The 21,126-nt window shown below is 67.6% G+C and carries 20 protein-coding genes, 1 tRNA gene and 1 riboswitch; of the genes, 12 read left to right on the top strand and 9 right to left on the bottom strand.

The genetic code is table 11. From position 1 onward, the window contains the following. Positions 1-2 precede the first annotated feature (2 nt). The 3 genes from J7346_RS12650 to J7346_RS12640 are packed head-to-tail and all read left to right on the top strand — an operon-like array spanning position 3 to position 2,792. Entirely contained in the window at positions 3-1,235 is a 1,233-nt protein-coding gene (locus tag J7346_RS12650) for a glycosyltransferase family 1 protein (RefSeq protein ID WP_209120333.1), read from the top strand. Positions 1,236-1,294: 59 nt separating this feature from the next. Then, positions 1,295-2,434 (top strand): polysaccharide biosynthesis/export family protein, encoded by a 1,140-nt coding sequence (locus J7346_RS12645; protein ID WP_209120332.1) that lies wholly within the window; start codon positions 1,295-1,297, stop codon positions 2,432-2,434. Then, complete coding sequence (locus J7346_RS12640) at positions 2,427-2,792, top strand: hypothetical protein (protein WP_209120331.1); 366 nt, start codon at positions 2,427-2,429, stop codon at positions 2,790-2,792. Before J7346_RS12645 ends, J7346_RS12640 begins: the two co-directional genes overlap by 8 nt. Here the strand turns inward: J7346_RS12640 and yihA are convergent. From yihA to rpmH, 4 genes are read right to left on the bottom strand one after another with little or no spacing between them, the layout of a single operon-like run. Next, on the bottom strand, positions 2,789-3,430 hold the full coding sequence (gene yihA / locus J7346_RS12635) for a ribosome biogenesis GTP-binding protein YihA/YsxC (RefSeq protein ID WP_209120330.1): 642 nt from the start codon (positions 3,428-3,430) through the stop codon (positions 2,789-2,791). The genes J7346_RS12640 and yihA overlap by 4 nt on opposite strands. Beyond that, positions 3,427-5,241 carry a membrane protein insertase YidC gene (yidC, locus tag J7346_RS12630; RefSeq protein ID WP_209120329.1) on the bottom strand — a complete coding sequence of 605 codons (1,815 nt, stop codon included), beginning with the start codon at positions 5,239-5,241 and terminating at the stop codon, positions 3,427-3,429. The genes yihA and yidC overlap by 4 nt, the downstream gene beginning before the upstream one ends. Positions 5,242-5,274: 33 nt before the next feature. Beyond that, the gene (gene rnpA / locus J7346_RS12625; RefSeq protein WP_209120328.1) at positions 5,275-5,664 is read right to left on the bottom strand and encodes a ribonuclease P protein component; all 390 of its coding nucleotides are present in this window, start codon (positions 5,662-5,664) and stop codon (positions 5,275-5,277) included. A gap of 39 nt (positions 5,665-5,703) precedes the next feature. Continuing rightward, the gene (gene rpmH, locus J7346_RS12620) at positions 5,704-5,838 is read right to left on the bottom strand and encodes a 50S ribosomal protein L34 (protein WP_003164000.1); all 135 of its coding nucleotides are present in this window, start codon (positions 5,836-5,838) and stop codon (positions 5,704-5,706) included. A gap of 137 nt (positions 5,839-5,975) precedes the next feature. Here rpmH and J7346_RS12615 point away from each other — a divergent pair, with 137 nt between their 5' ends. The 4 genes from J7346_RS12615 to J7346_RS12600 all read left to right on the top strand — a co-directional run bounded on the left by J7346_RS12615 (position 5,976) and on the right by J7346_RS12600 (position 10,374). Beyond that, positions 5,976-6,788 carry a TVP38/TMEM64 family protein gene (locus J7346_RS12615; protein WP_209120327.1) on the top strand — a complete coding sequence of 271 codons (813 nt, stop codon included), beginning with the start codon at positions 5,976-5,978 and terminating at the stop codon, positions 6,786-6,788. Further along, complete coding sequence (locus tag J7346_RS12610) at positions 6,785-8,269, top strand: HAMP domain-containing sensor histidine kinase (protein WP_245157852.1); 1,485 nt, start codon at positions 6,785-6,787, stop codon at positions 8,267-8,269. The genes J7346_RS12615 and J7346_RS12610 overlap by 4 nt, the downstream gene beginning before the upstream one ends. 64 nt (positions 8,270-8,333) lie before the next feature. Then, positions 8,334-8,711: a hypothetical protein gene (locus tag J7346_RS12605; RefSeq protein ID WP_209120326.1), complete on the top strand. Its 378-nt coding sequence runs from the start codon at positions 8,334-8,336 to the stop codon at positions 8,709-8,711. A 64-nt stretch (positions 8,712-8,775) separates the two neighbouring features. After that, positions 8,776-10,374, top strand: a complete 1,599-nt coding sequence (locus J7346_RS12600; protein ID WP_209120325.1) for a carboxylesterase/lipase family protein — start codon at positions 8,776-8,778, stop codon at positions 10,372-10,374. Positions 10,375-10,397: 23 nt separating this feature from the next. Here the strand turns inward: J7346_RS12600 and hemN are convergent, their stop codons facing one another. Beyond that, positions 10,398-11,738: an oxygen-independent coproporphyrinogen III oxidase gene (gene hemN / locus J7346_RS12595; protein ID WP_209120324.1), complete on the bottom strand. Its 1,341-nt coding sequence runs from the start codon at positions 11,736-11,738 to the stop codon at positions 10,398-10,400. A 341-nt stretch (positions 11,739-12,079) separates the two neighbouring features. On the opposite strand from hemN, the gene J7346_RS12590 reads away from it, so the two are divergent. Both J7346_RS12590 and J7346_RS12585 read left to right on the top strand, forming a co-directional pair. Continuing rightward, positions 12,080-13,042: a hypothetical protein gene (locus J7346_RS12590; protein WP_209120323.1), complete on the top strand. Its 963-nt coding sequence runs from the start codon at positions 12,080-12,082 to the stop codon at positions 13,040-13,042. Between the two features lie 10 nt (positions 13,043-13,052). Further along, a complete protein-coding gene (locus J7346_RS12585; protein ID WP_209120322.1) occupies positions 13,053-13,394 on the top strand; it encodes a hypothetical protein in 342 nt (113 codons plus the stop codon). 259 nt (positions 13,395-13,653) lie between these two features. On the opposite strand, the gene J7346_RS12580 is transcribed toward J7346_RS12585, so the two are convergent. Next, positions 13,654-13,730 (bottom strand) — tRNA-Arg (locus tag J7346_RS12580). A gap of 182 nt (positions 13,731-13,912) precedes the next feature. On the opposite strand from J7346_RS12580, the gene J7346_RS12575 reads away from it, so the two are divergent. Further along, positions 13,913-15,679 (top strand): gamma-glutamyltransferase family protein, encoded by a 1,767-nt coding sequence (locus J7346_RS12575; RefSeq protein WP_209120321.1) that lies wholly within the window; start codon positions 13,913-13,915, stop codon positions 15,677-15,679. A 4-nt stretch (positions 15,680-15,683) separates the two neighbouring features. Here J7346_RS12575 and J7346_RS12570 read toward each other — a convergent pair whose 3' ends face one another. Beyond that, a complete protein-coding gene (locus J7346_RS12570; RefSeq protein ID WP_348521509.1) occupies positions 15,684-16,592 on the bottom strand; it encodes a lipid A-modifier LpxR family protein in 909 nt (302 codons plus the stop codon). A gap of 146 nt (positions 16,593-16,738) precedes the next feature. Beyond that, complete coding sequence (locus J7346_RS12565; protein ID WP_209120319.1) at positions 16,739-18,622, bottom strand: ribonucleoside-diphosphate reductase subunit alpha; 1,884 nt, start codon at positions 18,620-18,622, stop codon at positions 16,739-16,741. A gap of 276 nt (positions 18,623-18,898) precedes the next feature. Between J7346_RS12565 and J7346_RS12560 the strand changes: the two genes are divergently transcribed. Together J7346_RS12560 and J7346_RS12555 are read left to right on the top strand one after the other, a co-directional pair. Then, entirely contained in the window at positions 18,899-19,669 is a 771-nt protein-coding gene (locus tag J7346_RS12560) for a phosphatase PAP2 family protein (protein WP_245157851.1), read from the top strand. A gap of 6 nt (positions 19,670-19,675) precedes the next feature. Continuing rightward, positions 19,676-19,793, top strand: a riboswitch (yybP-ykoY riboswitch). A 94-nt stretch (positions 19,794-19,887) separates the two neighbouring features. Beyond that, entirely contained in the window at positions 19,888-20,478 is a 591-nt protein-coding gene (locus J7346_RS12555; RefSeq protein WP_209120318.1) for a TMEM165/GDT1 family protein, read from the top strand. A 52-nt stretch (positions 20,479-20,530) separates the two neighbouring features. On the opposite strand, the gene J7346_RS12550 is transcribed toward J7346_RS12555, so the two are convergent. Then, positions 20,531-21,121, bottom strand: coding sequence for a tail fiber protein (locus J7346_RS12550; protein WP_209120317.1), 591 nt, complete (start codon positions 21,119-21,121; stop codon positions 20,531-20,533). Positions 21,122-21,126: the final 5 nt, after the last annotated feature.

Genomic DNA, 21,126 nt, shown 5'->3' with positions numbered 1-21,126 from the left:
ACATGACGCGCACCGTCCTGTTCGACGGCGGGCGGCTGGCGCAGCGCAGCGGCCGGACCACCCCCACCGGGGTGGATCGCGTGTGCCTGGCCTATGCCGAATGGCTGATGGGACATCCCGATGTCCGCTTCGTGCCGGTGCGCAGCCGCGGCGACCGACTGCTGGCGCTGGACGGCAAATGGTTCTCGGAGCTGGTTGCCGCGACGCGCACCCGCTGGACGGGCGACACGGTCGGCGAGGCCGAGCGCGCCCTGACCGAACTTCTGGCCCGACCGCGAGGCAACCGCTCGGTGGCCGGCGCGCGGCGACCGGACCGGGAGCCCCGGCGCGAGGCGGTCACGCGGTTGCTGAAGTCGCGCGCCCTGCCCGATATCCCGGGCGGCAGCCTGTATGTGAACGTCGGGCACAGCGGCCTGACCAGTGCGCGCCTGCTGTCGGATCTGGCCGCCGAGGGCGCGCGGTCCGTGCTGATGGTTCACGACCTGATCCCCATCACCCATCCGGAATACTGCCGCCCGGGCGAGGCGGCCCGCCATCGCACCCGCATCCGGCTGGCCTTGCGTCAGGGCGCCGTGCTGGTGGTCAATTCGGAGACCACAGCCAAAGTCCTCAAGACGTTCGCCGAAGCCGAAGGCTTGGAGTGCCCGACCACAGTGGTCGCTCATCTGGGACTGGAACCGCCCTTCTCCGACCCCAACTGGCGACCGGCCGAGCGGCCCTATTTTGTGCACGTGGGCACCATCGAGGCCCGCAAGAACCTGGCCTTCCTGCTTACCCTCTGGCGGCGGCTTGAGGAGCATATGGGCGTGCACGCACCCTCCCTCGTGCTGATCGGCCGGAGCGGGTGGGAGAATGAATCGGTCATGGACCTGCTCGAGCGATCCCCGCCGCTGCAAGGGCTGGTGCATCACGCCTCGGAGCTGCCCGACGCGGCCCTGTCGCGCCTGATGCGGGCGTCGCGGGGCGTGCTGGCGCCCTCGGAGGTTGAAGGCTTTGACCTGCCGGCGGTCGAGGCCATGGCCATGGGCGTGCCCCTGATCGCATCGGACATTGCCGCCCACCGCGAACTGGTGCCCAAGGCCAAGCTGATCGATCCGCTGGACGGTCCCGGCTGGTACAAGGCGATCGAGCGCGCCGCGCGGGGCGACCTCAAGCCCGTGCCGTACAAGGCGGCGAGCTGGAGCGATCACTTCCACATCGTCGCCGAAGCCTTGCAGATGCGACCGGGGATCTGACCGCCCGGCGCATCACGCAGCGACTGGCGCCCCCCCGGAAAGGCCGGTAAGTCTGCGCCATGACCCGTTCCGCCCTGCTGTCCGTCTTCCTGACCTGTGCTGTTGCAGGATGTTCGACCTTGCCGGTCGAGGGGCCATCGGCGCGCGATGTCGACGCCACTGCCGGAGCGCAGACCTATGCCGTGGTCGATCTGGACGCCACGGCCAGCCAGATTCTTCGGGCCATGCCCACGGAGGAACGGGGCTCTCTCGCCGGCGCCGGGAGCGTCGTGCCGCTGGACCGGATCGGGGTGGGCGACACCCTGTCGGTCTCCATCTATGAGCCCAGCGGCGCCCTGTTCGGGTCGCGCGGCGGTGGTGGCACGGTACAGGGGGCCAGCCAGACCCTGCCGCCCGCCGTCGTGGATGGCGGGGGCGCCATCCAGATCCCGTTCGCCGGAGCGGTGCGGGTGGAGGGACTGACCGTGGCCGAGGCCGGCGCTGCCATCCGTCGCGCCCTTATCGGGCGGGTCGGCAATCCTCAGGTGACGGTCACCCTGGCCGAGGCCCCATCCACCAGCGTCACCGTGCTGGGAGAGGTGCGCACCCCGGGCCGCGTGCCGCTGGCCACCGGACGGGACCGGCTGCTGGATGCGGTGGCCGCAAGCGGCGGTACCTCACGCGCCCCGGAAGAGGTCGAGGTCGTCCTGTCCCGCGGCGAGGCGACCTGGCGCGCGCCCTACACCACCGTGACCCGCCGGTTTGACCAGAATGTCCGGCTGGCCCCCGGTGACCGGGTGACGCTTGAGTACCAGCCGCGCCGCTACAGTGTGATGGGAGCCCTAGGCGCCGTATCCCAGGCCGAGATCGGGCCCGGTCCGCTGACCCTTGCTGCGGCCCTTGCCCGCGCCGGCGGTCCCAATCCGGATACGGCGAATGCCCGTTCGGTGCTGATCTTCCGCTTCGAGACGCCGTCAGCGGCCCGCGCGCTCGGCCTCGTACAGCCGCCCACCCCGCGCGGTGTGCCTGTTGTGTACCGCCTCGACCTGTCTGGGCCCAACGGCCTGTTCGTCGCCTCGGATTTCGAGATCCGCCCCGATGATCTGATCTTCGTGCCGCGCTCGGGCTCGACCGAACTGCGGCAGTTCTTCGAACTGGTCCAGAGCGTCACGCGGGTGGTCTATGATGTCTCGGTCACCAGCGCCCTCAACCTTGACTGACACAGGGGCGCGGGTGCGGCTGACGGTCCTGCGGGACCGGGCCCTGGCGGTCCATCGGGCCCATGATCTGCCGGTGAAGGCGGGTTTCTATCGCAAGGGCCCCCGGGCCCGGCGCTGGACCCGGCTGGCCGATGATCTGGATGCCGAGGCCCGCTGGGAGCTGATCCGGGCCCATCCCGCCGACAGCGGCTGGCGCTACCTCGATCGCGACCGTCTGGGCGAACAGCATGCGAACCCGGAGGTTCGCGACGCCTCACGCATCCTTCAGGCCTGTGCGCGACTGGAGCAGGCTCTGGAGACGGCCGACGGGGAGCTGGAGGCCATGATCGGCCTCGCCCTGTCGCTTCCCGCCGACTAGGGAGCGACCTCGGCGGCAGCCATGGCCCAGGCACGCAGTTCGGGAATGCCCCAACCCTTTTCGGACGAGGTCAGCGCCACCTGGGGATAGGCGGCGGGGCGTTTGGAAATGGCCTTGAGCGTTTCGGCCACGCGCTTCTCGCCCTCGCCCGCCTTCAGCTTGTCCGCCTTGGTCAGGACGATCTGATAGCTGACAGCCGCCAGATCGAGGGCGTCCAGCGCCTCGTTGTCGACCGACTTCAGGCCGTGGCGGCCGTCGATCAGCAGATAGACGCGCTTCAGCGTCACCCGCCCGCGCAGATAGTCCCGGCCCAGGTTCTGGAACCGCTTGACCTCGCCCCTGGACGCCTTGGCCCAGCCATAGCCCGGCAGGTCGACCAGACGCATCCGCCCGTCCAGATCGAAGAAGTTGACCTCTCGCGTACGCCCCGGCTCGTTCGAGGCGCGGGCCAGACCCTTCATACCCACGAGGGCGTTGATCAGGCTGGACTTGCCGACGTTCGACCGTCCGGCAAAGGCGATCTCGGGCCAGTCGGGCGGCGGCAGCTGCTCGATCTTGGCGCAGCCCATGACGAAGGTGGCGGGCCGCGCAAACAGCACCCGCGCGGCCTCCAGCTCCTCGTCGGTGAAGTCGGTCACGCCGCCTTCTTCCGGATACGATCGATGAAGGTGTCGATCGGGTTCTCGGCCTTGAAGCGGTGCATGATGATGTACTGCTGGATGATCGACAGGATGTTGTTCCACGCCCAGTAGACCAGCAGGCCGGCCGCGAACGGCGCCATGATGAAGGTGAAGACGAACGGCATGAAGCCGAAAATCTTGCGTTGCATCGGGTCCGGCGGCGGCGGGTTCATCGCCATCTGCAGCCACATGGTCAGGCCATAGAAGATCGGCAGGACGCCCAGCCCCAGTGTTCCGACCAGCAGGCCGCCGATCAGCGGCACGCTACCCGGATCCCACGGGATCAGCCCGAACAGGGTCCAGATGTTCGTGGGGTCACGCGAGGACAGGTCCTGGATCCAGCCGAAGAAGGGCGCGTGGCGCATTTCGATGGTGACGAACAGCACCTTGTAGAGGGCATAGAAGACGGGGATCTGGATCAGGATCGGGATGCAGCCGGCCAGCGGATTGATCTTCTCGCGCTGATACAGCGCCATCGTTTCCTGCTGCTGCTTCTGCATGTCTCCTTCGTACTTCTTCTTGATCTCCTCCATCTTGGGCTGGAGCTTGCGCATCTTGGACATGCTCTCGTAGGCCTTGTTGGCCAGCGGGAACATGACCAGCTTGACGACCACGGTCAGGGCCAGGATGGCCAGACCGAAATTGCCCAGAAGGCCGTAGAAGAATTCGACGATCATGAAGATCGGCCGGGTCAGGAAGAACAGCATCCCCCAGTCGATTGCATAGATGAAGCGCGGCAGGCCGAGGCTGTCCTCATAGGCCTTGAGGATCTCGTTGCGCTTGGCCCCGGCGAACAGGTGGCGGGTCTCGGTGATCTGACGGCCCGGGCGGATGGTCACGGCCTCGCCCAGCATATTGGCCTGCATCGACTTGACCGCGCCCTGTTCGCGGACGCGGAACTCGGCCTCGATGGCCTCGTCCTGATCGGGGATCAGGGCAGCCAGCCAGAATTTGTCGGTGATGCCCAGCCAGCCGCCGGTCGATTCCTCGCGGATCGGCGGCTTCTTGGCCCAGTCCTTGTATTTGACCTGATCGGTCGAATAGCGGCCGTCCTTGCCGAAGGTGCCGATGGCCCCCTCGTGCGAGATCATTTCGCGGCCCAGGGTCGGCGGCACGCCCTGACGGCGGACCGAGCCATAGGGGGCGACGGTGATCGGCTGCGCACTGAAGTTGGCGACCGTGTCCGTAATGGTGAACAGATACTGGTCGTCGATCGAGATGACGCGCGTGAAGCGCAGGCCCTGGCCGTTGTCCCAGGTCAGCGTCACCGGCGTCGCCGGCGTCAGGGTCTCGCCGTCGGTCAGGCGCCAGGGCGTATCCAGCCCGGGCACGCCGCCGGCGACATTGGTCCCCAGCCAGCCGAACTGGGCGAAATATGCGTACTCCATGCCCTGAGGGCGGAACAGCTCGACCGGCTGGTCCGAGTGCAGCGTCTGGTCATAGCCCAGCAGATAGAGGTCATCGATCTTGCCGCCTTCCAGCGACAGCGAGCCGCGCAGCTTGTCGGTCTCGATGGCGACGCGGCTGGCGGTGCCCAGCGCGGCCTGACGGTCGGTGACGAACACGGTCGGCGCCGGGGGGATGTCGGCGGAGTCGGTCGGCAGGGCCGGGCCCGCTTGCGTCTGCTCGGCGACGGCCTCAGTGCGGGCCTTCTGGGCCGCCTTGCGCTGGTCGGCCTGCGGTTGCAGCACAAAGGCCTGATAGGCGAACAGGAAGATCACCGTGACCACGATGAAAATGATCGTGTTGCGATTGTTGTCGCTGTTCATGGATCGGCGGTCCTGGCCTGTCTGGCAGATGTATCAGGGTGCGGGCGAGGCCGAAGGCCCGACGGGCTTGTCCGGCCGCGGCGGGCGCGGGGTCGCGAGCCTTGTAAGGGCCCATTTCACATCGTCAAGCAAACGTGACCAGTCGCGGTCGACCGTGCCCATGCGCGCGATCAGCACATAGTCCGATCCGGGCACGCCCAGGTCGGGGACCAGCAGCCTCGCGGCCTCGCGCAGGCGGCGTTTGGCGCGGTTGCGCACCACGGCGCCGCCGATCTTGCGCGTCGCGGTAAAACCCACGCCTATGGACGAAATCGCGTCGGCCCGGTCGCGGCGCTGGATCACCACCCCGCCCCGGGCTTCAGACATGCCTTTCGCGGCCGCCAGAAACTGGGGCCGCGAAGTAAGGCGTTCAATGCGGGTCATGGCCACTCAGGGGTCTCTCGAAAAGAGAGACCCTACGCATCAGGCCGTCAGGCGCTTACGGCCCTTGGCACGACGACGCGCAACGATCTTTTGACCGTTCTTGGTGGCCATCCGCGAACGGAAGCCGTGTCGGCGCTTGCGCACGAGTCGCGACGGCTGATAGGTCCGCTTCACGGTCGGCTCCATATATCTAGCGGTGAGGCGGCAGACAGGAAGGCGTCCACCGCAAGAGGGCGGGCGTATAAGACCCCGGGGCGCGGGTGTCAACGCCGTCGGCGTGCCAACCGCCCCCAGAACCGGACCGTGGAGCCATGACCCAGCCCCTGACCCCTGCCGATCTCGAGCCTGAGCCCGACGCCGGGACGGTCGCCAAACGCCATGCGCCGCGGTCGGTAAAGGACTGGGCCTTGCGCCTGTCACCCGTAATCGCATTGGGCGCACTGGTGATCCTGGCCTTCGCCATGGGCTGGAACAAATATCTGTCGATGGAGATGCTGCGCGAGCATGGCCTGAATCTTCAGGCCTTTGCCGCCGACAACTTTCTTTTGGCGCTCGTGATCTTCGTCGCCGTCTATGCCGTGGCGACGGCCAGCACCATTCCCGGGCCTGTTTTCCTGACCCTGCTGGGCGGCATGATGTTCGGCCCGGCGGTCGGGGCGCTGGCGCAGGCGACGGGGGCGACCCTGGGGTCCATCGCCATCTATCTTCTGTACCGAAGCGCCATCGGCACCTGGCTGAGGGCCAAGTTCGAGGCCGACGCGGGCATGATGCACAAGATCGCGACCGGCATCGACCGCAATGCCTTTGTCACCCTGCTGACCCTGCGGCTGATCCCCAGCGTGCCCTTCGTCCTGATCAACGCCACGGCCGGCATGGTCGCGGCCCCCCTGCGGCCGTATATCCTTGCGACCTTCCTCGGCCTGCTGCCCTCGACCTATATCTACACCTGGATCGGGTCGGGCCTCGGTGACCTGTTGCAACAGGGGGTCCAGCCGGACCTGAACATGCTGGTCTCGAAATTCTTCTGGCCGTTGATGGGCGTGGCCTTCCTGTCGATCCTGCTGCCCCTGCTGATCAAGGGCGGCCAGACGTGGTACAAGCGTCGCCGGAAGAGGATGGCATGACGGCGGCCACGCACCGGGTCTACCACTGGGCGATCAAGCCCCTGACGGCGCTCAGGGACCGTGCCGGCGCACCCGCCGGAGCCCAGCCCGTGCCGCGCATGATCTCCGGGCTGGCGCTGCGCCTGCTGCTGCTGACGGTCATCTTCACCTTTGCCGTCGGCGCCCTGATCATCGTGCCCAATGCGGCAGGCTTCCACGAGCGTTGGCTGCGCGACCGGCTGCAGGCCGCCGAGCTGGCCTCCACCGCCGTCGAGGCCCTTCCCTACAGTATGGTCGACGACGAGGTGGCCGAGCAACTGATGACCATCGGCGGCGTCCAGGCCGTGGTGGTCGGTGATCAGGGGGTACGGCGGCTGCTGCTTCAGGCCCCGAACCTGCCGCGCGCGCCCGATGTCATCGACCTTAGGGGCCGCAGCACCTGGACGCGGCTGATCGACCCGTGGCGCACCCTGTTCGGCCACCCGGACCGCTCGATCCGGGTTCAGGCGCGCCCTCGCTACCGCTCGGGCGACTATGTCGAAATCCTCGCCCCCGCCGAACCCCTCAAGCAGGAACTGCGCGCCACCCTCGTGAACAGCCTGCTGACCGCCGTGCTGGTGGCAGGTCTGGCGGGTCTGATGCTCTATGCCGCCCTGGCCGTCCTGGTGCTGCGCCCGCTCAACCGGGTGACCCGCTCGATCGAGCGGTTCGCAGGCGATCCTGAGTCAGACCCGGAACCCCCGTCCGACCGGCGTGACGAGATCGGGCAGGTCGAGCGCGAGCTGGCCCGCATGCAGGGCGAGGTGCGACTGGCCCTGCGCTCCCGGGCCCGGCTGGCCGCGCTGGGCGAGGCGGTGGCCAAGATCAATCACGACCTGCGCAACATGCTGAGCGCCGCGCAGATCGCGTCGGACCGGATGGCCGACTCGGCCGACCCTGCCGTGGCCCGGGCCCTGCCCCGGCTGGAGCGGGCGCTGGGCCGCGCCACCGCCCTGACCCGCAATGTGCTGGACTATGGCAAGACCGAAGAGCCCGAGCCCCAGCTGAAACGGGTCGCCCTTGGCCCGGCCCTGACGGCCGCCGCACAGGACGCCGGACTGGACCACAGCGAGCTGAAACTGGTCCGCCACCTGCCCGCCCGCCTGTCGGTGACCGCCGACCCGGACCAGTTGCACCGCATCCTCGTCAATCTGATGCGCAATGCCCGTCAGGCCCTGACCGATACGCCCGAGGCCCTGAGCGGCACCCGCCCCCCGCGGCTGGAGGTCAGCGCCGAGGTGCGCGGCCCGCGCGTGTGCATCCGGCTCGAGGACAACGGCCCCGGCATTCCGCCCCGTATCGAGGAGCAGCTGTTCAAGCCGTTCGTGTCCGGCTCCGGACGCGAAGGCTCGGGTCTGGGCCTGACCATTTCGCGAGAACTGGCCGAGGCCCAGGGCGGCAGTCTGCGACTGGTTTCGACCGGTCCGCAGGGCACCCGGTTCGAACTGGTCCTTGCCGCCTGAGCCGGATCGGGAAACATTAACAGGCTTGGCCGTTTCTGAAGGGCAAGACATACCGGAGGATACAATGATTTCCGCCCTGACCCTTTCCGCCGCCCTGATGATGTCCGGCCCCGTCTTTCAGGACCCCGTCCTGCAGGACCCTGCCCGGCAAGACAGCGGCGATGCCGAGACCCATCGCCTGAACGCCGAGGTCCTCGCCCGTCTTGAGGCCGCAGATGCGGCGGAGGCCCGAGCCCGTGCCGAATATGAGGCATCCGAGCGCGCCCGCCAGGCCCGCATCGCCGAAGCCGAGGCCGAAGCGGCCCGTCAGCGCGCGCGTTGGGAGACCACCCAGGCCGAGTACAGGGCCGAACGCGCCGCGTGGGAAGCCCGCAACGCCCGCTGGCGGGAACAGGTCGCGGCCTGCGAAGCCGGTAACCGCGCGGCCTGCGACGCCTACTGATCCGCATTGAAGCTTTGCCCCCGGCGTGACAGCCTCCCGCACGGCGTCTGTGCGGGAGGGTTTCATGTCTGAGCGTCTGGTGTCCGCGTCGCGACGCGGCCTGCTGATCGGGGCGGGTGCGGCCGTCATGGTCCCGCCCCTCCCCCACGCCCGGGCCCTCGGAAGCCACCCGGTCGCTCCCACACCCCATGGTCCGGTGCGCGGGTTTGTTGATCAGGCGCTCCAGACCTTCCTTGGCATTCCCTATGGCGCCGACACGGGCCCCCGCCGGTTTGCGTCCCCGGTAGCGCCCACGCCCTGGGCGACCCCGTTCGAGGCCTTCGCCTATGGTCCCTCGGCGCCCCAGAGGGCGGCGGACGCGGGGGCTATGTCAGAAGACTGCCTTCGCCTGAATGTCTGGGCGCCGGTCGACGCCGGACCGCCCAAGCCGGTGATCGTATACATCCACGGCGGCGCCTATTCGAACGGCTCCGGGTCCAGTCCCCTGACGGATGGCACAAGGCTGGCCCGGCGGCACGGTCTGGTCGTCGTCACCCTGAACCACCGGCTGAATGCGCTGGGCTATGCCTATCTGGCGCGTCTGGCCGCCGACCAGGGGCTGGCCGGGTTCGAGGACAGCGGCAATCTGGGTCAGCTGGATCTGGTGCTGGCCCTGCAATGGGTGCGCGACGCTATCGCGGGCTTCGGCGGCGACCCGTCGCGCGTGACCCTGATCGGCCAGTCGGGCGGTGGCGCCAAGATCGCGACCCTGATGGCCATGCCACAGGCGCGCGGCCTGTTCCACCGGGTCATGACCATGAGCGGCCAGCAGGTCACAGCCTCGGGCCCCCTGAACGCGACGCGCCGGGCCGAGGCCTGGCTGGACGCCCTTGATCTTCGCCCCACCGACATCCGGCGCCTGCGGTCCCTGCCGGTCGAGCAGCTGGTCGAGGCCACCCGGGCCGAGGACCCCGTTCTGGGCGGCGGCCTCTATTTCGGCCCCGTGATGGACGACCGGGTGCTGACCCGCCATCCCTTCTATCCCGACGCCCCGCCCCTCTCGGCCGACATTCCCATGATCATCGGCAATACGCGCGAGGAGACCCTCGCCTTCCTCGGCAATGACCCCGCCAATCAGGGCCTGACCTGGGACAGCCTGCCCGCGCGCCTGACCCCGGCCCAGCTGCGCATCGACGTCGCCCCGGAGCAGGTCATCGCCTTCTATCGCGACCTCTATCCGCAGATGTCGCCCGACGAGGTCCTGATCCGCGCCACCACGGCCGGCCGGTCCTGGCGCGCCGCCGTGATCGAGGCCGAGGAACGCGCCCGTCAGGGCCGACCGGCGCATGTCTATCAGCTGGACTGGCCCGCACGCCTGCCCAATGGGCGGACCGGTGCCTTTCACACCTCGGACATTCCGCTGGTATTCGACACCCTCGCCGCCGAGGGCTCTGGCGCGATCGGGCCGGAAGCCCAGGGCATGGCCGACATCATGGGCGCGATGGTCGCCCGCTATGCCGCGACGGGCGATCCGAACGGCGGCAGTCTGCCGGACTGGACGCCCTATTCGCTCCAGCGACGCGAGACCCTGATGCTGGACCGACCGCCCCGGATGGAAAACGACCCCCGCGGCGCCGAGCGGGCATGGTTCGCCCGCATCCCCTACATCCAGCCCGGGACCTGATCAGCCGTGCCGAGAGGTCCAGCCTAGACCGCCGGAGCGTGCCGCACAGTCGTTGCGGCCAGCCAGGCGTCAAAGCGGGCGCAGACGATCCGGACATAGGGGGCCGCTTCTTCCGGCACCTGGAATCCATCGGCGGTGCGCACGATCAGCCCCTCGACCTCGAGATCATCCATGCCCCGCACGATCGGCAGCAACCGGTCGGCCGCTGGCCCGAAGCGGTCGCGGACGTCAGCGGCGGAATAGGTGAGGTCGCACATCAGCCGTTCGATCACATGGGCCCGCATCCGGTCGTCCTCGCTCAGGGCCACGCCGCGCGCGGTGGCCAGGCCCGTGGTGGCGATCCGGCGCCGGTAGTCGGCGACTGCGGTGGCATTCTGGGCATAGCCCTGCGGCAGGCGGCTGATGGCCGAGGCACCAAAGCCGATAAGGGCATCAGACGGGTCGGTCGTATAGCCCTGGAAATTTCGGTGCACCGGGCCCCGGGCCAGCGTGTCGTCCGGCCGCGCGAAATGATCCAGCCCGATCCGCACATAGCCCGCCTCCAGCAGGCGCGCCGTCGCCAGTTCGGCCAGCCGCAGGCGCGCCTCATGCCCCGGCAGCGTGTCGTCCGGGATCAGCCGCTGGTGCCGGATGCGCTGCGGCAGGTGGGCGTAGCCGAACACCGCCAGCCGGTCGGGTGACAGGGCCAGCGCCTGCTCCAGGGTCTCGGCCAGCCGCGCCTCGGTCTGGTGGGGCAGGCCATAGACCAGATCGATGTTGAGGGCGCCGATCCCGGCCTGACGCAGCTGGTCGACCACCTGACGTGTGGTGGCGAAGGACTGGTGGCGGTTGATGGCGGCCTGGACCTCGGGGCTGAAGTCCTGCACCCCGATCGAGACGCGGTTGACCCCGGCCCGGCCCAGCGCCGCCGCGCGCGCCGCATCCATGAAGCGCGGGTCGATCTCGACCGCGAACTCGGCGCCCTCGGCCACATCGAACAGCAGCCGCTGGCGCGCGGCCAGATCCTCGATCTGCTCCGGCGACAGACTGTTGGGCGAGCCCCCGCCCCAATGCAGGTGCACGACCCGTCGCCGCCCGCCCAGCCGGTCGGCCACGGTCAGCAATTCCGCCTCGAGCGCGTCCAGATAGCCCGCGATCGGCCCCGGCGTATTCACCACCGTCGTCGAACACCCGCAGTACCAGCAGAGCGCGCCGCAGAACGGAATGTGCACGTAGAGCGACAGGTCGGCATCCTCGGGCAAGGCGGCGATCCAGTCGCCGCTCTCGGCCGCGCCGACCGCCTCCGTGAACTGCACCGCCGTCGGATAGCTGGTGTAGCGCGGCGTGGGCGCCGCAAGCCGTTCGGGTGAGAGCTGGATGACCATGCCCGTCCCATCGCGCCTCGCCTCAGGCCACGCATTGAGATGGATCAATTCGGCGGAGTGGCGCTCCGTCCACGGATGTGGGTCGTGGCGGTACCGGATATGTCGGAGAGAAAATGGCGCGACGCCGCAGGTGATACCGAGAATTACTCAGCTACCTTCAGGTGGGCGCGTTGATCAAGAACCGGTTCACCTGACACTGCCACGGCGGGGGAGGCAGCAGTTCTACGACGGGCCATGTCCATAAAGCTGAGGTCCCTAAGTCGCCGTCGCGCCACTCCGGACCGGCCCATTCCCTGCGGCTTCACCTTGGGTTACATTCCTGAGCGGTGGGGGGAGGAGCCATGAACTATTCAGACGACTATCTTCGCAGGGTCCTGCCGGAGCAGGAGCCGCCCGCTGAACACGTGCCGCCGGAAGTCGACGAGGAGATTAAGGGCTGGATTGAGCGCGATGAGATTGAAAGTAAAGCGCTAATCGCGCGTAGTACGCGCTGGACATACGCGATCGCCAACGAGCTACGGCTCAATCAGGTCGAGGTTGATTGGCGGCACTATCCCTATTGGCCCTTCAATGATCCGCTGCAACTTCTGCGCGATCCATTGGCGATCGGCCTGTTCGATCCCGACACCGAGGACAAGGGCTTCGGCCTGGTGCTGCACCTGCCGCCGGGAACCGAGGTGATCCGGGGGCACGCCGCGGAGGTCCGGTTCCCACGCCTGAGAACTACGGTTCCACTCAGGTTCCGTGAGGCCATTTACGAAGATCACCATCCGATACACCCGGCGCTCGGAACGTCGGCAGCTTGGGCGAGGTGCGACACCACGGGTCTGTGGGGCGTGATGACTGCTGGTCATGTCGTGAGGACGATGGGGCCGGGTCGAACTGTGCCGTTCGAGAATGGTGCCGCGGGTCGGCTCATGCGTTCCTGCTTTCCTCACGTGGACTGCGCATTCGTCCTTACCGATGCACCGCCGCAGCCGCCCACCCTGTTATCCACCCGACGCTTCGCCGCGGCCGGCCATCGGGTGACGGTCGAATGCAAGAGTGGCTCGCAGCCGCGCACGGTGACAGAGGTAGAGACCAACATGCATATGGTCTCCGTCAGATCGTACGACATTAAAGTGTTCCTGGATGAGGCACTCTCCCATGGGGACTCGGGCGCGCTGGTGAAGACGACGACGAACGAGGCCGTCGGCATCTATCTCGGCGCTCTCGCAACACCGGCAGTCCCCACCGGTCTTGCGGGAAGGGCGTTGAACTTTGAGCAGGCGCTCTACGCGCTCGGCGTCACAGCATATCGATAGGGAGGCAAGCATGGTGGAGAATGACAAAGACTGGGAAATCTCGCTTTTCGTGCCCGAGTCGGCCACGCCGGCCCGGCCCTACGATCCGAATTTAGAGGACCATGCGCTGCAGTGGATTCCCGGGCGGCGGGTCGAGAAGGTCAGCACCAAGGTCATGGAGCAGTGGGAGGCGACCATTGAGCACCTCCTGGCGCTCAGTTCGACCATCGGCGGGAAGGCTCGGGAGTGGGCCGCCGAAGAGATCACTATCGGGTTCACCTTGAGCGCCAAGGGTGAGTTGCTGTTCATCGCCGAGGCGGGCGCGACGGCCAGCATTTCCGTCAAGCTGAAGCGCAAGACTGATGCTGACTAGAGCCGGTTCACGCGAGGCGACGACGCAGCCGCGGCCAGTATCGCGACTGCGCCTATTCGGCCAAGGCACGCAGGGATGAGGCGGACTGCTCAAGCCTTGAGGTTGCCACTCACAGGCGTGAAACGCCGTCGTCGATCTTCCCGAAGCCCGGCTGCTCAATCCGGAACGTCGCGCACCGCGTATGGAGCAGCTTCCGGATCTTCGTGGGGAAGCGCCCTCGTCTGAGTCCATACAAACTGTGACGTCCGGCAGAGAAAAATGGCGCACCCGAAGAGATTCGAACTCCTGACCCCCAGATTCGTAGTCTGGTGCTCTATCCAGCTGAGCTACGGGTGCGCATCTGCCCCTTGCGGGACAGGGGCGGTTCTCTAGCCGCTCGGTTTCGCGGACGCAAGACCCTGATCTCATGTCCGGCCCGGAGAATTGACCGCCGGGGGTTGCCGCCGTCGGGCAGGCGGCCGAAATGGATCAGGCGGGGACCTCCCCTTTCCCGCGGCTGTTCCGGATCGCCCGCGCCCATGTCGCTGTTCCCGTCCGTAAATACCCTGCGCGCCCTGATCATCGCCGGGAGCGCTCTCGTCGCGGCCACAGTTGCCGGCTGCGCGCCGCTGGCGCCGGTCGAGGTCACGCCGGTCGCGCCGGTCAGCGCCGGAGTGCCCCGCGCGGTCGGGCCCTTTGTCTCGGCCGCCAATCCCCTTGCGGTCGCCGCAGGCATGGCGGTGCTGGATCGAGGCGGCACGGCCGCGGACGCCGCCGTGGCCGTTCAGGCCGTTCTGGGGCTGGTGGAGCCCCAGTCGTCCGGCCTGGGCGGGGGGGCCTTCATGATGTGGTTCGATGCCGAGACGGGCGCGGTCACTGCCTATGACGGCCGCGAAACGGCCCCGGCCTCGGCCACGCCCGATCTGTTCTGGCAGGACGGTCGTCCCCTGCCCTTCCCCGATGCCGTCATGTCAGGGCGCTCGACCGGTGTGCCCGGGGCGGTGGCCATGCTGGGCGTGGCCCATGCCGACCACGGGCGTCTGGCGTGGAAGGACCTGTTCGGAGATGCCGAGCGTCTGGCACGCGAGGGCTTCATCATCAGTCCCCGGCTGGGCGGCTATATGGCAGCCACGCGCGGACAGGCCCGCACCGAGTGGGCCAATGCGTACTTTATCGGGCCGGACGGGCAGCGCCTGACGACCGGCGACCGGCTGGTCAATCCGTCCTATGCCGAAACGGTCCGCATACTGGCCGATCAGGGGCCGCGCGCCCTGTATGAAGGGCCGATCGCCGAGGGCATCGTCAAGACGGTGGCTGCGTCTCCCCGGCCCGGCGGTCTGACCCTGGCCGACATGGCCGCCTATGAGCCGAAAGTGCGCGAGCCTCTGTGCCGCCCCTACCGCATTTATGTGATCTGCGTACCCCCGCCCCCCTCCAGCGGGGTGGCCCTGTTGCAGCTGCTGGCCATGGCCGAGCATGTGCCGGACATCGACGCCGGACCGGATCAGGCGCCCGCCTGGGTCGCCTTCGCCCGCCTGCAGAGGCTGATGTATGCAGACCGGGATCGCTATGTGGCCGATGCGGACTTCGTCCACGTGCCGGTCGCGGGTCTGCTGGATCCGGCCTATGTGGCCGAACGCGCGGCCCTGGTGCCGACCCTGACGGGCGTGGCCGAACCGGGCCTGCCTCCCGGGGTTACAGCGACCGGGGCCGATGCGACCACCGAGCCGGCCGGCACCTCGCACTTCTTTATCGTCGATCAGTGGGGCAATGCCGTCAGCATGACCACCACGGTCGAAAGCGTGTTCGGCTCGGGCCGCATGAGCGGGGGCTTTTTCCTCAACAACCAGCTGACCGACTTCTCGTTCGAGGCGGTCGACGATCTGGGCCGGCCCGTCGCCAATGCGGTGGCCCCCGGCAAGCGGCCCCGGTCGTCCATGGCGCCGGTGATCATCCTGGACCGTGAGGGCCGACTGGTCGGCGGCCTCGGCTCACCCGGCGGATCATCCATCCTGGCCTATAATGCCAAGGCCCTGATCGGCATTCTGGACTGGGGCCTGCCGGTCCAGGACGCCTTCGACCAGCCCAATCTGGTGGCGCGGGGCAGCGGTCTGGGCGCCGATACGGACCGGTTCTCGCCCGAGCTCCAAAGCGCACTGGCCGCGCAGGAGCTGCGGCTCCGGCCCAATGCCAGCGAGAATTCCGGCCTGCATGGCGGCGTGTGGCGGCTGGGGCCTGAGGGATGGGCCTGGGACGGCGGAGCCGACGACCGGCGCGAGGGCGTGATCGCAGGCAGGATCCGCTAGCGGATCACCAGTCGGGCTTGATCGACAGCTGGAAGGCCACCATGCCTTCGGACACATCGGCCTCGATGCCGTCGCTCATGTCGCGCATGCCACCCGGCTCGATCTCGCGATAAACCAGTCCGACCGAGCTGTGCAGATCCCCGCGGCGGTAAGCGACGCCGATGGAGGCATCGCCCAGGAAGGCGCCCGAGTCGTGGCTGTATCCCGAGCGGGCAAAGTTGCCGTCGCGCGTCCGGGCGAAATTGTAGCCAACAGCCCGGCCAGAACCCGCCGCGAACAGATACCAGCGGGCGCGATCACCGAAGACCTCCTGGCCTTCGGGCACCATCCGCTCGACGTCCGAGCCGATCGACAGGGTCGCGCCCGCCTCGGCCATGGGACCCAGCGGCGTCATGCCGACCCCGGCGTGGGGGGTCAGGGTCACTTCCAGTCCGGAGGCGGTATAGCCCAGCGTCGACGGCCAGCCCCGGCGGTAGCTGACGCCATAGCGCTCATCGTCGACCATCACGGCATCGCCGGCACCCGGAGGCAGCGGCCCGCCGTCGGCCCGGCGCAATGTGCCCGCGCTATCGACCCGCAGGCTCTCGGTATAGCTGTCGGTTTCACGCCAGACCTCGCGCGAGGTGGCGACCCAGGGCGATCCACGCTCGATCTCGAGCGGGCGCACGTCGATGGCGCGTGCCTCCGGCACATAGGCACCGGCGGTCACGGTCTGAACCCGGGCGGTATAGGCTGTATCGGAGTTGAGGCGGGTGGTGATTTCGCGGTCACGGCGCTGGGCTTCCCAGCTGTCTTCCCACGGGTCCGTAGCGTTGAGCGACGCCGTCGTCGAAGGGGCCGCCTGAGCCAGGGCGGTTCCTCCAAATCCGGTGGCCAGGACAATGCCCGCCAGTATGGACGTCGATCGCTTCACAGGCCCCTCACCGTGCCCCTCCGCAATGGTGCAGGGGAGCATGCTACATCTGACCGCGCCCGACAAATGATCTTTCGGCGACGGCCTTCTGTCAGCCTAACGGAAAAGAACGCCTTCGCGTTCCCGCCCTACGGGCCGGAGGCCCCCTACTGACAGGCCAGACACTCGTCGTAATCGGTACGCGCCACGGAGAACAGGTCGGGCTGGTTCGGATCCACGTCCTGCTCGGCCTTGTCCTCGGAGCCGGCGAAGGCCGCCCGTTGCACCGACTTGGAGCGCAGGTAGTAGAGCGACTTCAGGCCCCGCTCCCACGCCGACCAGTGCAGCATGTGCAGGTCCCACTTCTCGACGTCGCCCGGGATGAACAGGTTGACCGACTGGGCCTGGCAGATTTCCGGCGTACGGTCGGCGGCCAGTTCGACCACCCAGCGTTGGTCCAGCTCAAAGGCGGTCTTGAAGATGGCCTTCTCGTCCTCGGTCAGCGCGTCCAGATGCTGGACCGAGCCTTCGTTCTCGAGGATCGAATTCCAGACGGCATCCGTGTTCAGACCCTTCGCCTCCAGAACCTCTTCCAGATAGGGGTTCTTGACCGCGAACGAGCCCGACAGGGTCTTGTGGGTGTAGATGTTGGCCGGGATCGGCTCGATGCCCGCCGAGGTGCCACCGCAGATGATCGAGATCGAGGCCGTCGGGGCAATCGCCAGCTTGTGGCTGAAGCGCTCCATGATGCCGCGCTCCTCGGCATCGGGGCAGGCGCCCTTTTCCTCGGCCAGCAGGCGGCTGGCCTTGTCGGCCTCGCGGCGCAGGTGCTTGAACAGCCGCATGTTCCACGACTTGGCCATGGCGGATTCGAACGCCACGCCCTGGGCCTGCAGGAAGGAGTGGAAGCCCATCAGGCCGAGGCCCACCGAACGCTCGCGCTTGGCCGAATAGACGGCGGCCGACATTTCCGGCGGCGCGCGGCGGATGAAGTCTTCCAGCACATTGTCGAGGAAGCGCATGACGTCCTCGATGAAGCGCGGCTCGTCCTTCCACTCGAGGAAGGTCTCGGCATTGACCGACGACAGGCAGCAGACCGCCGTCCGGTCGACGCCCAGATGGTCGCGGCCGGTGTGCAGCATGATTTCCGAGCACAGGTTGGACTGCTTGACCGACAGGCCCAGCTCCTGCTGGTGACGCGGCATCTGGCGGTTCACCGTGTCGGAGAAGATCAGATAGGGCTCGCCCGTCTGCAGGCGGATCTCAAGGATCTTCTGCCACAGGCCGCGGGCATCGACGGTCTTCATGACCGCCTGGTCCTTGGGCGAGATCAGGTCGAAGGTCCGGCCGTCGCGGACCGCCTCCATGAAGGCGTCGGTGATGTTGATGCCGTGGTGCAGGTTCAGGGACTTGCGGTTGAAGTCACCCGACGGCTTGCGGATTTCGAGGAACTCCTCGATCTCGGGGTGGTGCACGTCCAGATAGACGGCGGCCGAGCCCCGGCGCAGCGAGCCCTGCGAGATCGCCAGCGTCAGGCTGTCCATCACGCGGATGAAAGGGATGATGCCCGAGGTCTGGCCCGCGCCCTTGACCTTCTCGCCGATGGAGCGGACGCCGCCCCAGTAGGTGCCGATGCCGCCGCCGTTCGAGGCCAGGGCCACGTTCTCGTTCCACACCGACTGGATGCCGTCCAGGCTGTCGCCCACCGCATTCAGGAAGCAGGAGATCGGCAGGCCGCGATTGGCGCCGCCGTTCGACAGCACCGGCGTCGCCGGCATGAACCACAGCTGGCTCATATAGTCATAGATGCGCTGGGCGTGTTCGGCATCGTCAGCGAAGGCATTGGCGACCCGCGCGAACATGTCCTGATAGCTCTCTCCGGCCAGCAGATAGCGATCCTCCAGCGTCTTCTTGCCGAATTCGGTCAGCAGGGCGTCGCGCGAGCGATCCAGAACGATGGACGGCACCACTTTCAGATGCGGCCGATCGGGCGTCTGGCCCGGTTCAACCGTCTGGATTTCCATCGCTTTCAAAGCTTCTCCGCCAGCCATGATGTCTGTCTATCCCCGAATGCCAATGCAACAGCGCCCCCTGCGGTGACACACGATGTAGTGTGCGAAGCAGGGCCTGACGCCACATATGGGGCACATATAGCTAACGACCCGTCAACGGGCTTGACGATCACATTCTTCACGAATCGGGGGGCAAGCTGTCGGCGACTGTGGAAAGGCCCGTGACAGCCGGGTGACGGCCTCCCCAGATTCACGAAATCGTGATCACCCCAAAGCGTCGCCGGAACAGCGCCCAACCTTGGCCGTTTGGCGACGATGACCCTGTCCGATATGCGCCGCCGGCTGGCGGATCATCTGCCCCCGCTTGCCGTCCGTGTCCTCCATCTGGCTCGCACCGAGGCCGCGGCGCTCGGCGCCTTCCTGATCATCGCGCTGGGCAGCCTGATGTTCCTCGAACTGGCCGAGGACCTGTCCGAGGAAGGCGACCATGCGCTGGACCTCTGGGTCCTGTCCGCCCTGCGCGCGCCCGGCAACCCCGACGATCCGATCGGCCCCTGGTGGGTGCAGGAGGGCGCGGTCGACCTGACCTCCCTTGGCGGCATTTCGGTGCTCTCGCTCTTTACGCTGCTGGCCGTCAGCTATCTGTTGCTGCAGCGGCATCGCGGCGCGGCCCTCCGGCTGGTGGTCGGCCTGATCGGCGCCGTGGGTCTCAGCGAAGGCCTGAAGGCCGTGTTCGAGCGCGAGCGCCCGCCGGCGACCTATCAGGTGGTCGAGACCCTGAATGCCAGCTTCCCCTCGGGTCATGCCCTGCTGTCGACCGTCTTCTACCTCAGCCTCGGCACGCTGGTGGCCCAGGGCCTGAAACGCCGCCGGGAGAAGGCCTGGGTACTGGGCTCGGCTGTAACCCTGGCGCTGATCGTCGGGATTACCCGGGTCTATCTGGGCGCCCACTGGTTGTCGGATGTACTGGCCGGCTGGTGCGTCGGCGGGGCCTGGGCCATGAGCCTGTGGCTGGCGGCCTGGGCGCTGGAGCGGCACGGTCGCCGTCGCGCGGCGCGGCTTGCAGACTCGGAGGCGGACGCGTAAGGGAGCCGCCTCGTCATCGGGGAGTAGTCGCCCACACCGCAGTGGGGCGCGCGTCAACACACTTTCCCTCGCCCGGAGGGAATGGCGCGTGCGGGGCTTCGGCGGACCTTCAGGTCGCGGAGCTGTTTGACAAGACCGCTGGCATCGCGGGGCGCACCATGCGGGGGCGTCCGCGATGACCGTCGGTCTGCCCGTCGCCCCCGCATGAGTGATGATCGATGCATTTGCTGAGTGGAGCGCCCTTCTGGGAGGCGCTGGGCGTATCAACAGGCCTCGTGGCCCTGGCCGAGATCGGCGACAAGACCATGCTGCTTGCCGTCCTGCTGGCGGCCGCATGGCGACGACCTGTCCCCATCCTGTGCGGCATCCTCGTCGCGACCATCGCCAACCACGCCGTGGCCGCGATAGCGGGCTCGGTGCTGGCCAGCTTTGCCGAGGGACCGTGGCTCAAATGGGTGATCGGCCTGACCTTCCTCGCATTCGGCGCCTGGACCCTGATCCCGGACACGCTTGAAGAACGGCCGGCCCCGAACGAGACCACCTGGCGCGGGATTTTCCTGACCACCACCGCCGCCTTCTTCATTCTGGAGATGGGCGACAAGACCCAGATCGCGACCGCCGCCCTGGCGGTTCGGTTCGAGGCCCTGATCCCGGTGGTAATCGGCTCGACGCTTGGCATGATGCTGGCCAACACCCCCGCTGTCCTGCTGGGCGAGACGGCGGCCGAACGGCTGCCCCTGAAATGGATCCGGATTGCCGCAGCCCTCGGCTTCGCCCTCACCGGCCTGGCGGTGCTGCTGTTTGATTAGAAAAAACCCCGCCGGTGGCAGCCCGGCGGGGTCAGGTTGGACTCGCGCGGGCCTAGTCTGGGCGCTGCGGGTAGATGCCTTCCATGGCAATACACCAGTTGGTCGCCAGGATCGGGCTCTGGGTGTAAACAGACTGATTTTCGCCCGTCGGCTGAACCATCAGCGGATGCATGACCATCGCCAGCGGCGCCGTGGACGGAGCGTAGACAGGCACAGTGAATGTGCCCAGCATCGAGCCGTTCGGTTCACTGGTCGCGGGCGCTGACGCATCTGCCCGCATCTGGTGCGTATGGCTGGGAAGGTTCACCGAGATCAGGGTCGTCTGGCTGTGACCCGTCATGGCGCCGATCGGCAGTTGACCGTTTTGGCTAACCGGGGCCCGCTCTCTCAGGTCCGGCAGGGCGAAGGTGACCGTACCGTTTCCTCCGTAAGTCGTCCCGAGCAGGGAATACAGGGCTTCATTCCCGGCGATGGCCAGAAGCTGCCCATTGGCCCGCATCCATCCTTCGGGGCACCAGTAGGTGCCGAACTGCTGGAGCTGTCCCAGGATGGGCTCCTGGGCCCGTGCCGGGCCGGTCAGGGCCGACAGCCCGGCCACGGCACCGATCATGGCCGCGACCGTCGTCTTGAGCATGATGTTCATGCCAA

This window comes from Brevundimonas sp. A19_0 (assembly GCF_017744255.1).
GTDB lineage: Bacteria > Pseudomonadota > Alphaproteobacteria > Caulobacterales > Caulobacteraceae > Brevundimonas.
Note: the sequence above shows the minus strand (reverse complement) of the source record. Positions and strands in the feature narration are given on the sequence as shown.

Bases quoted from the DNA above. Each gene is read 5' to 3' on its own strand.
- J7346_RS12550 (WP_209120317.1), bottom strand. From the start codon at position 21,121: ATGAACATCATGCTCAAGACGACGGTCGCGGCCATGATCGGTGCCGTG.
- J7346_RS12555 (WP_209120318.1), top strand. From the start codon at position 19,888: ATGCATTTGCTGAGTGGAGCGCCCTTCTGGGAGGCGCTGGGCGTATCA.
- J7346_RS12650 (WP_209120333.1), top strand. From the start codon at position 3: ATGACGCGCACCGTCCTGTTCGACGGCGGGCGGCTGGCGCAGCGCAGC.
- J7346_RS12615 (WP_209120327.1), top strand. From the start codon at position 5,976: ATGACCCAGCCCCTGACCCCTGCCGATCTCGAGCCTGAGCCCGACGCC.
- J7346_RS12610 (WP_245157852.1), top strand. From the start codon at position 6,785: ATGACGGCGGCCACGCACCGGGTCTACCACTGGGCGATCAAGCCCCTG.
- J7346_RS12590 (WP_209120323.1), top strand. From the start codon at position 12,080: ATGAACTATTCAGACGACTATCTTCGCAGGGTCCTGCCGGAGCAGGAG.
- yidC (WP_209120329.1), bottom strand. From the start codon at position 5,241: ATGAACAGCGACAACAATCGCAACACGATCATTTTCATCGTGGTCACG.
- J7346_RS12600 (WP_209120325.1), top strand. From the start codon at position 8,776: ATGTCTGAGCGTCTGGTGTCCGCGTCGCGACGCGGCCTGCTGATCGGG.
- J7346_RS12605 (WP_209120326.1), top strand. From the start codon at position 8,334: ATGATTTCCGCCCTGACCCTTTCCGCCGCCCTGATGATGTCCGGCCCC.
- hemN (WP_209120324.1), bottom strand. From the start codon at position 11,738: ATGGTCATCCAGCTCTCACCCGAACGGCTTGCGGCGCCCACGCCGCGC.
- J7346_RS12585 (WP_209120322.1), top strand. From the start codon at position 13,053: ATGGTGGAGAATGACAAAGACTGGGAAATCTCGCTTTTCGTGCCCGAG.
- J7346_RS12560 (WP_245157851.1), top strand. From the start codon at position 18,899: ATGACCCTGTCCGATATGCGCCGCCGGCTGGCGGATCATCTGCCCCCG.
- rnpA (WP_209120328.1), bottom strand. From the start codon at position 5,664: ATGACCCGCATTGAACGCCTTACTTCGCGGCCCCAGTTTCTGGCGGCC.
- J7346_RS12565 (WP_209120319.1), bottom strand. From the start codon at position 18,622: ATGGCTGGCGGAGAAGCTTTGAAAGCGATGGAAATCCAGACGGTTGAA.
- J7346_RS12575 (WP_209120321.1), top strand. From the start codon at position 13,913: ATGTCGCTGTTCCCGTCCGTAAATACCCTGCGCGCCCTGATCATCGCC.
- J7346_RS12645 (WP_209120332.1), top strand. From the start codon at position 1,295: ATGACCCGTTCCGCCCTGCTGTCCGTCTTCCTGACCTGTGCTGTTGCA.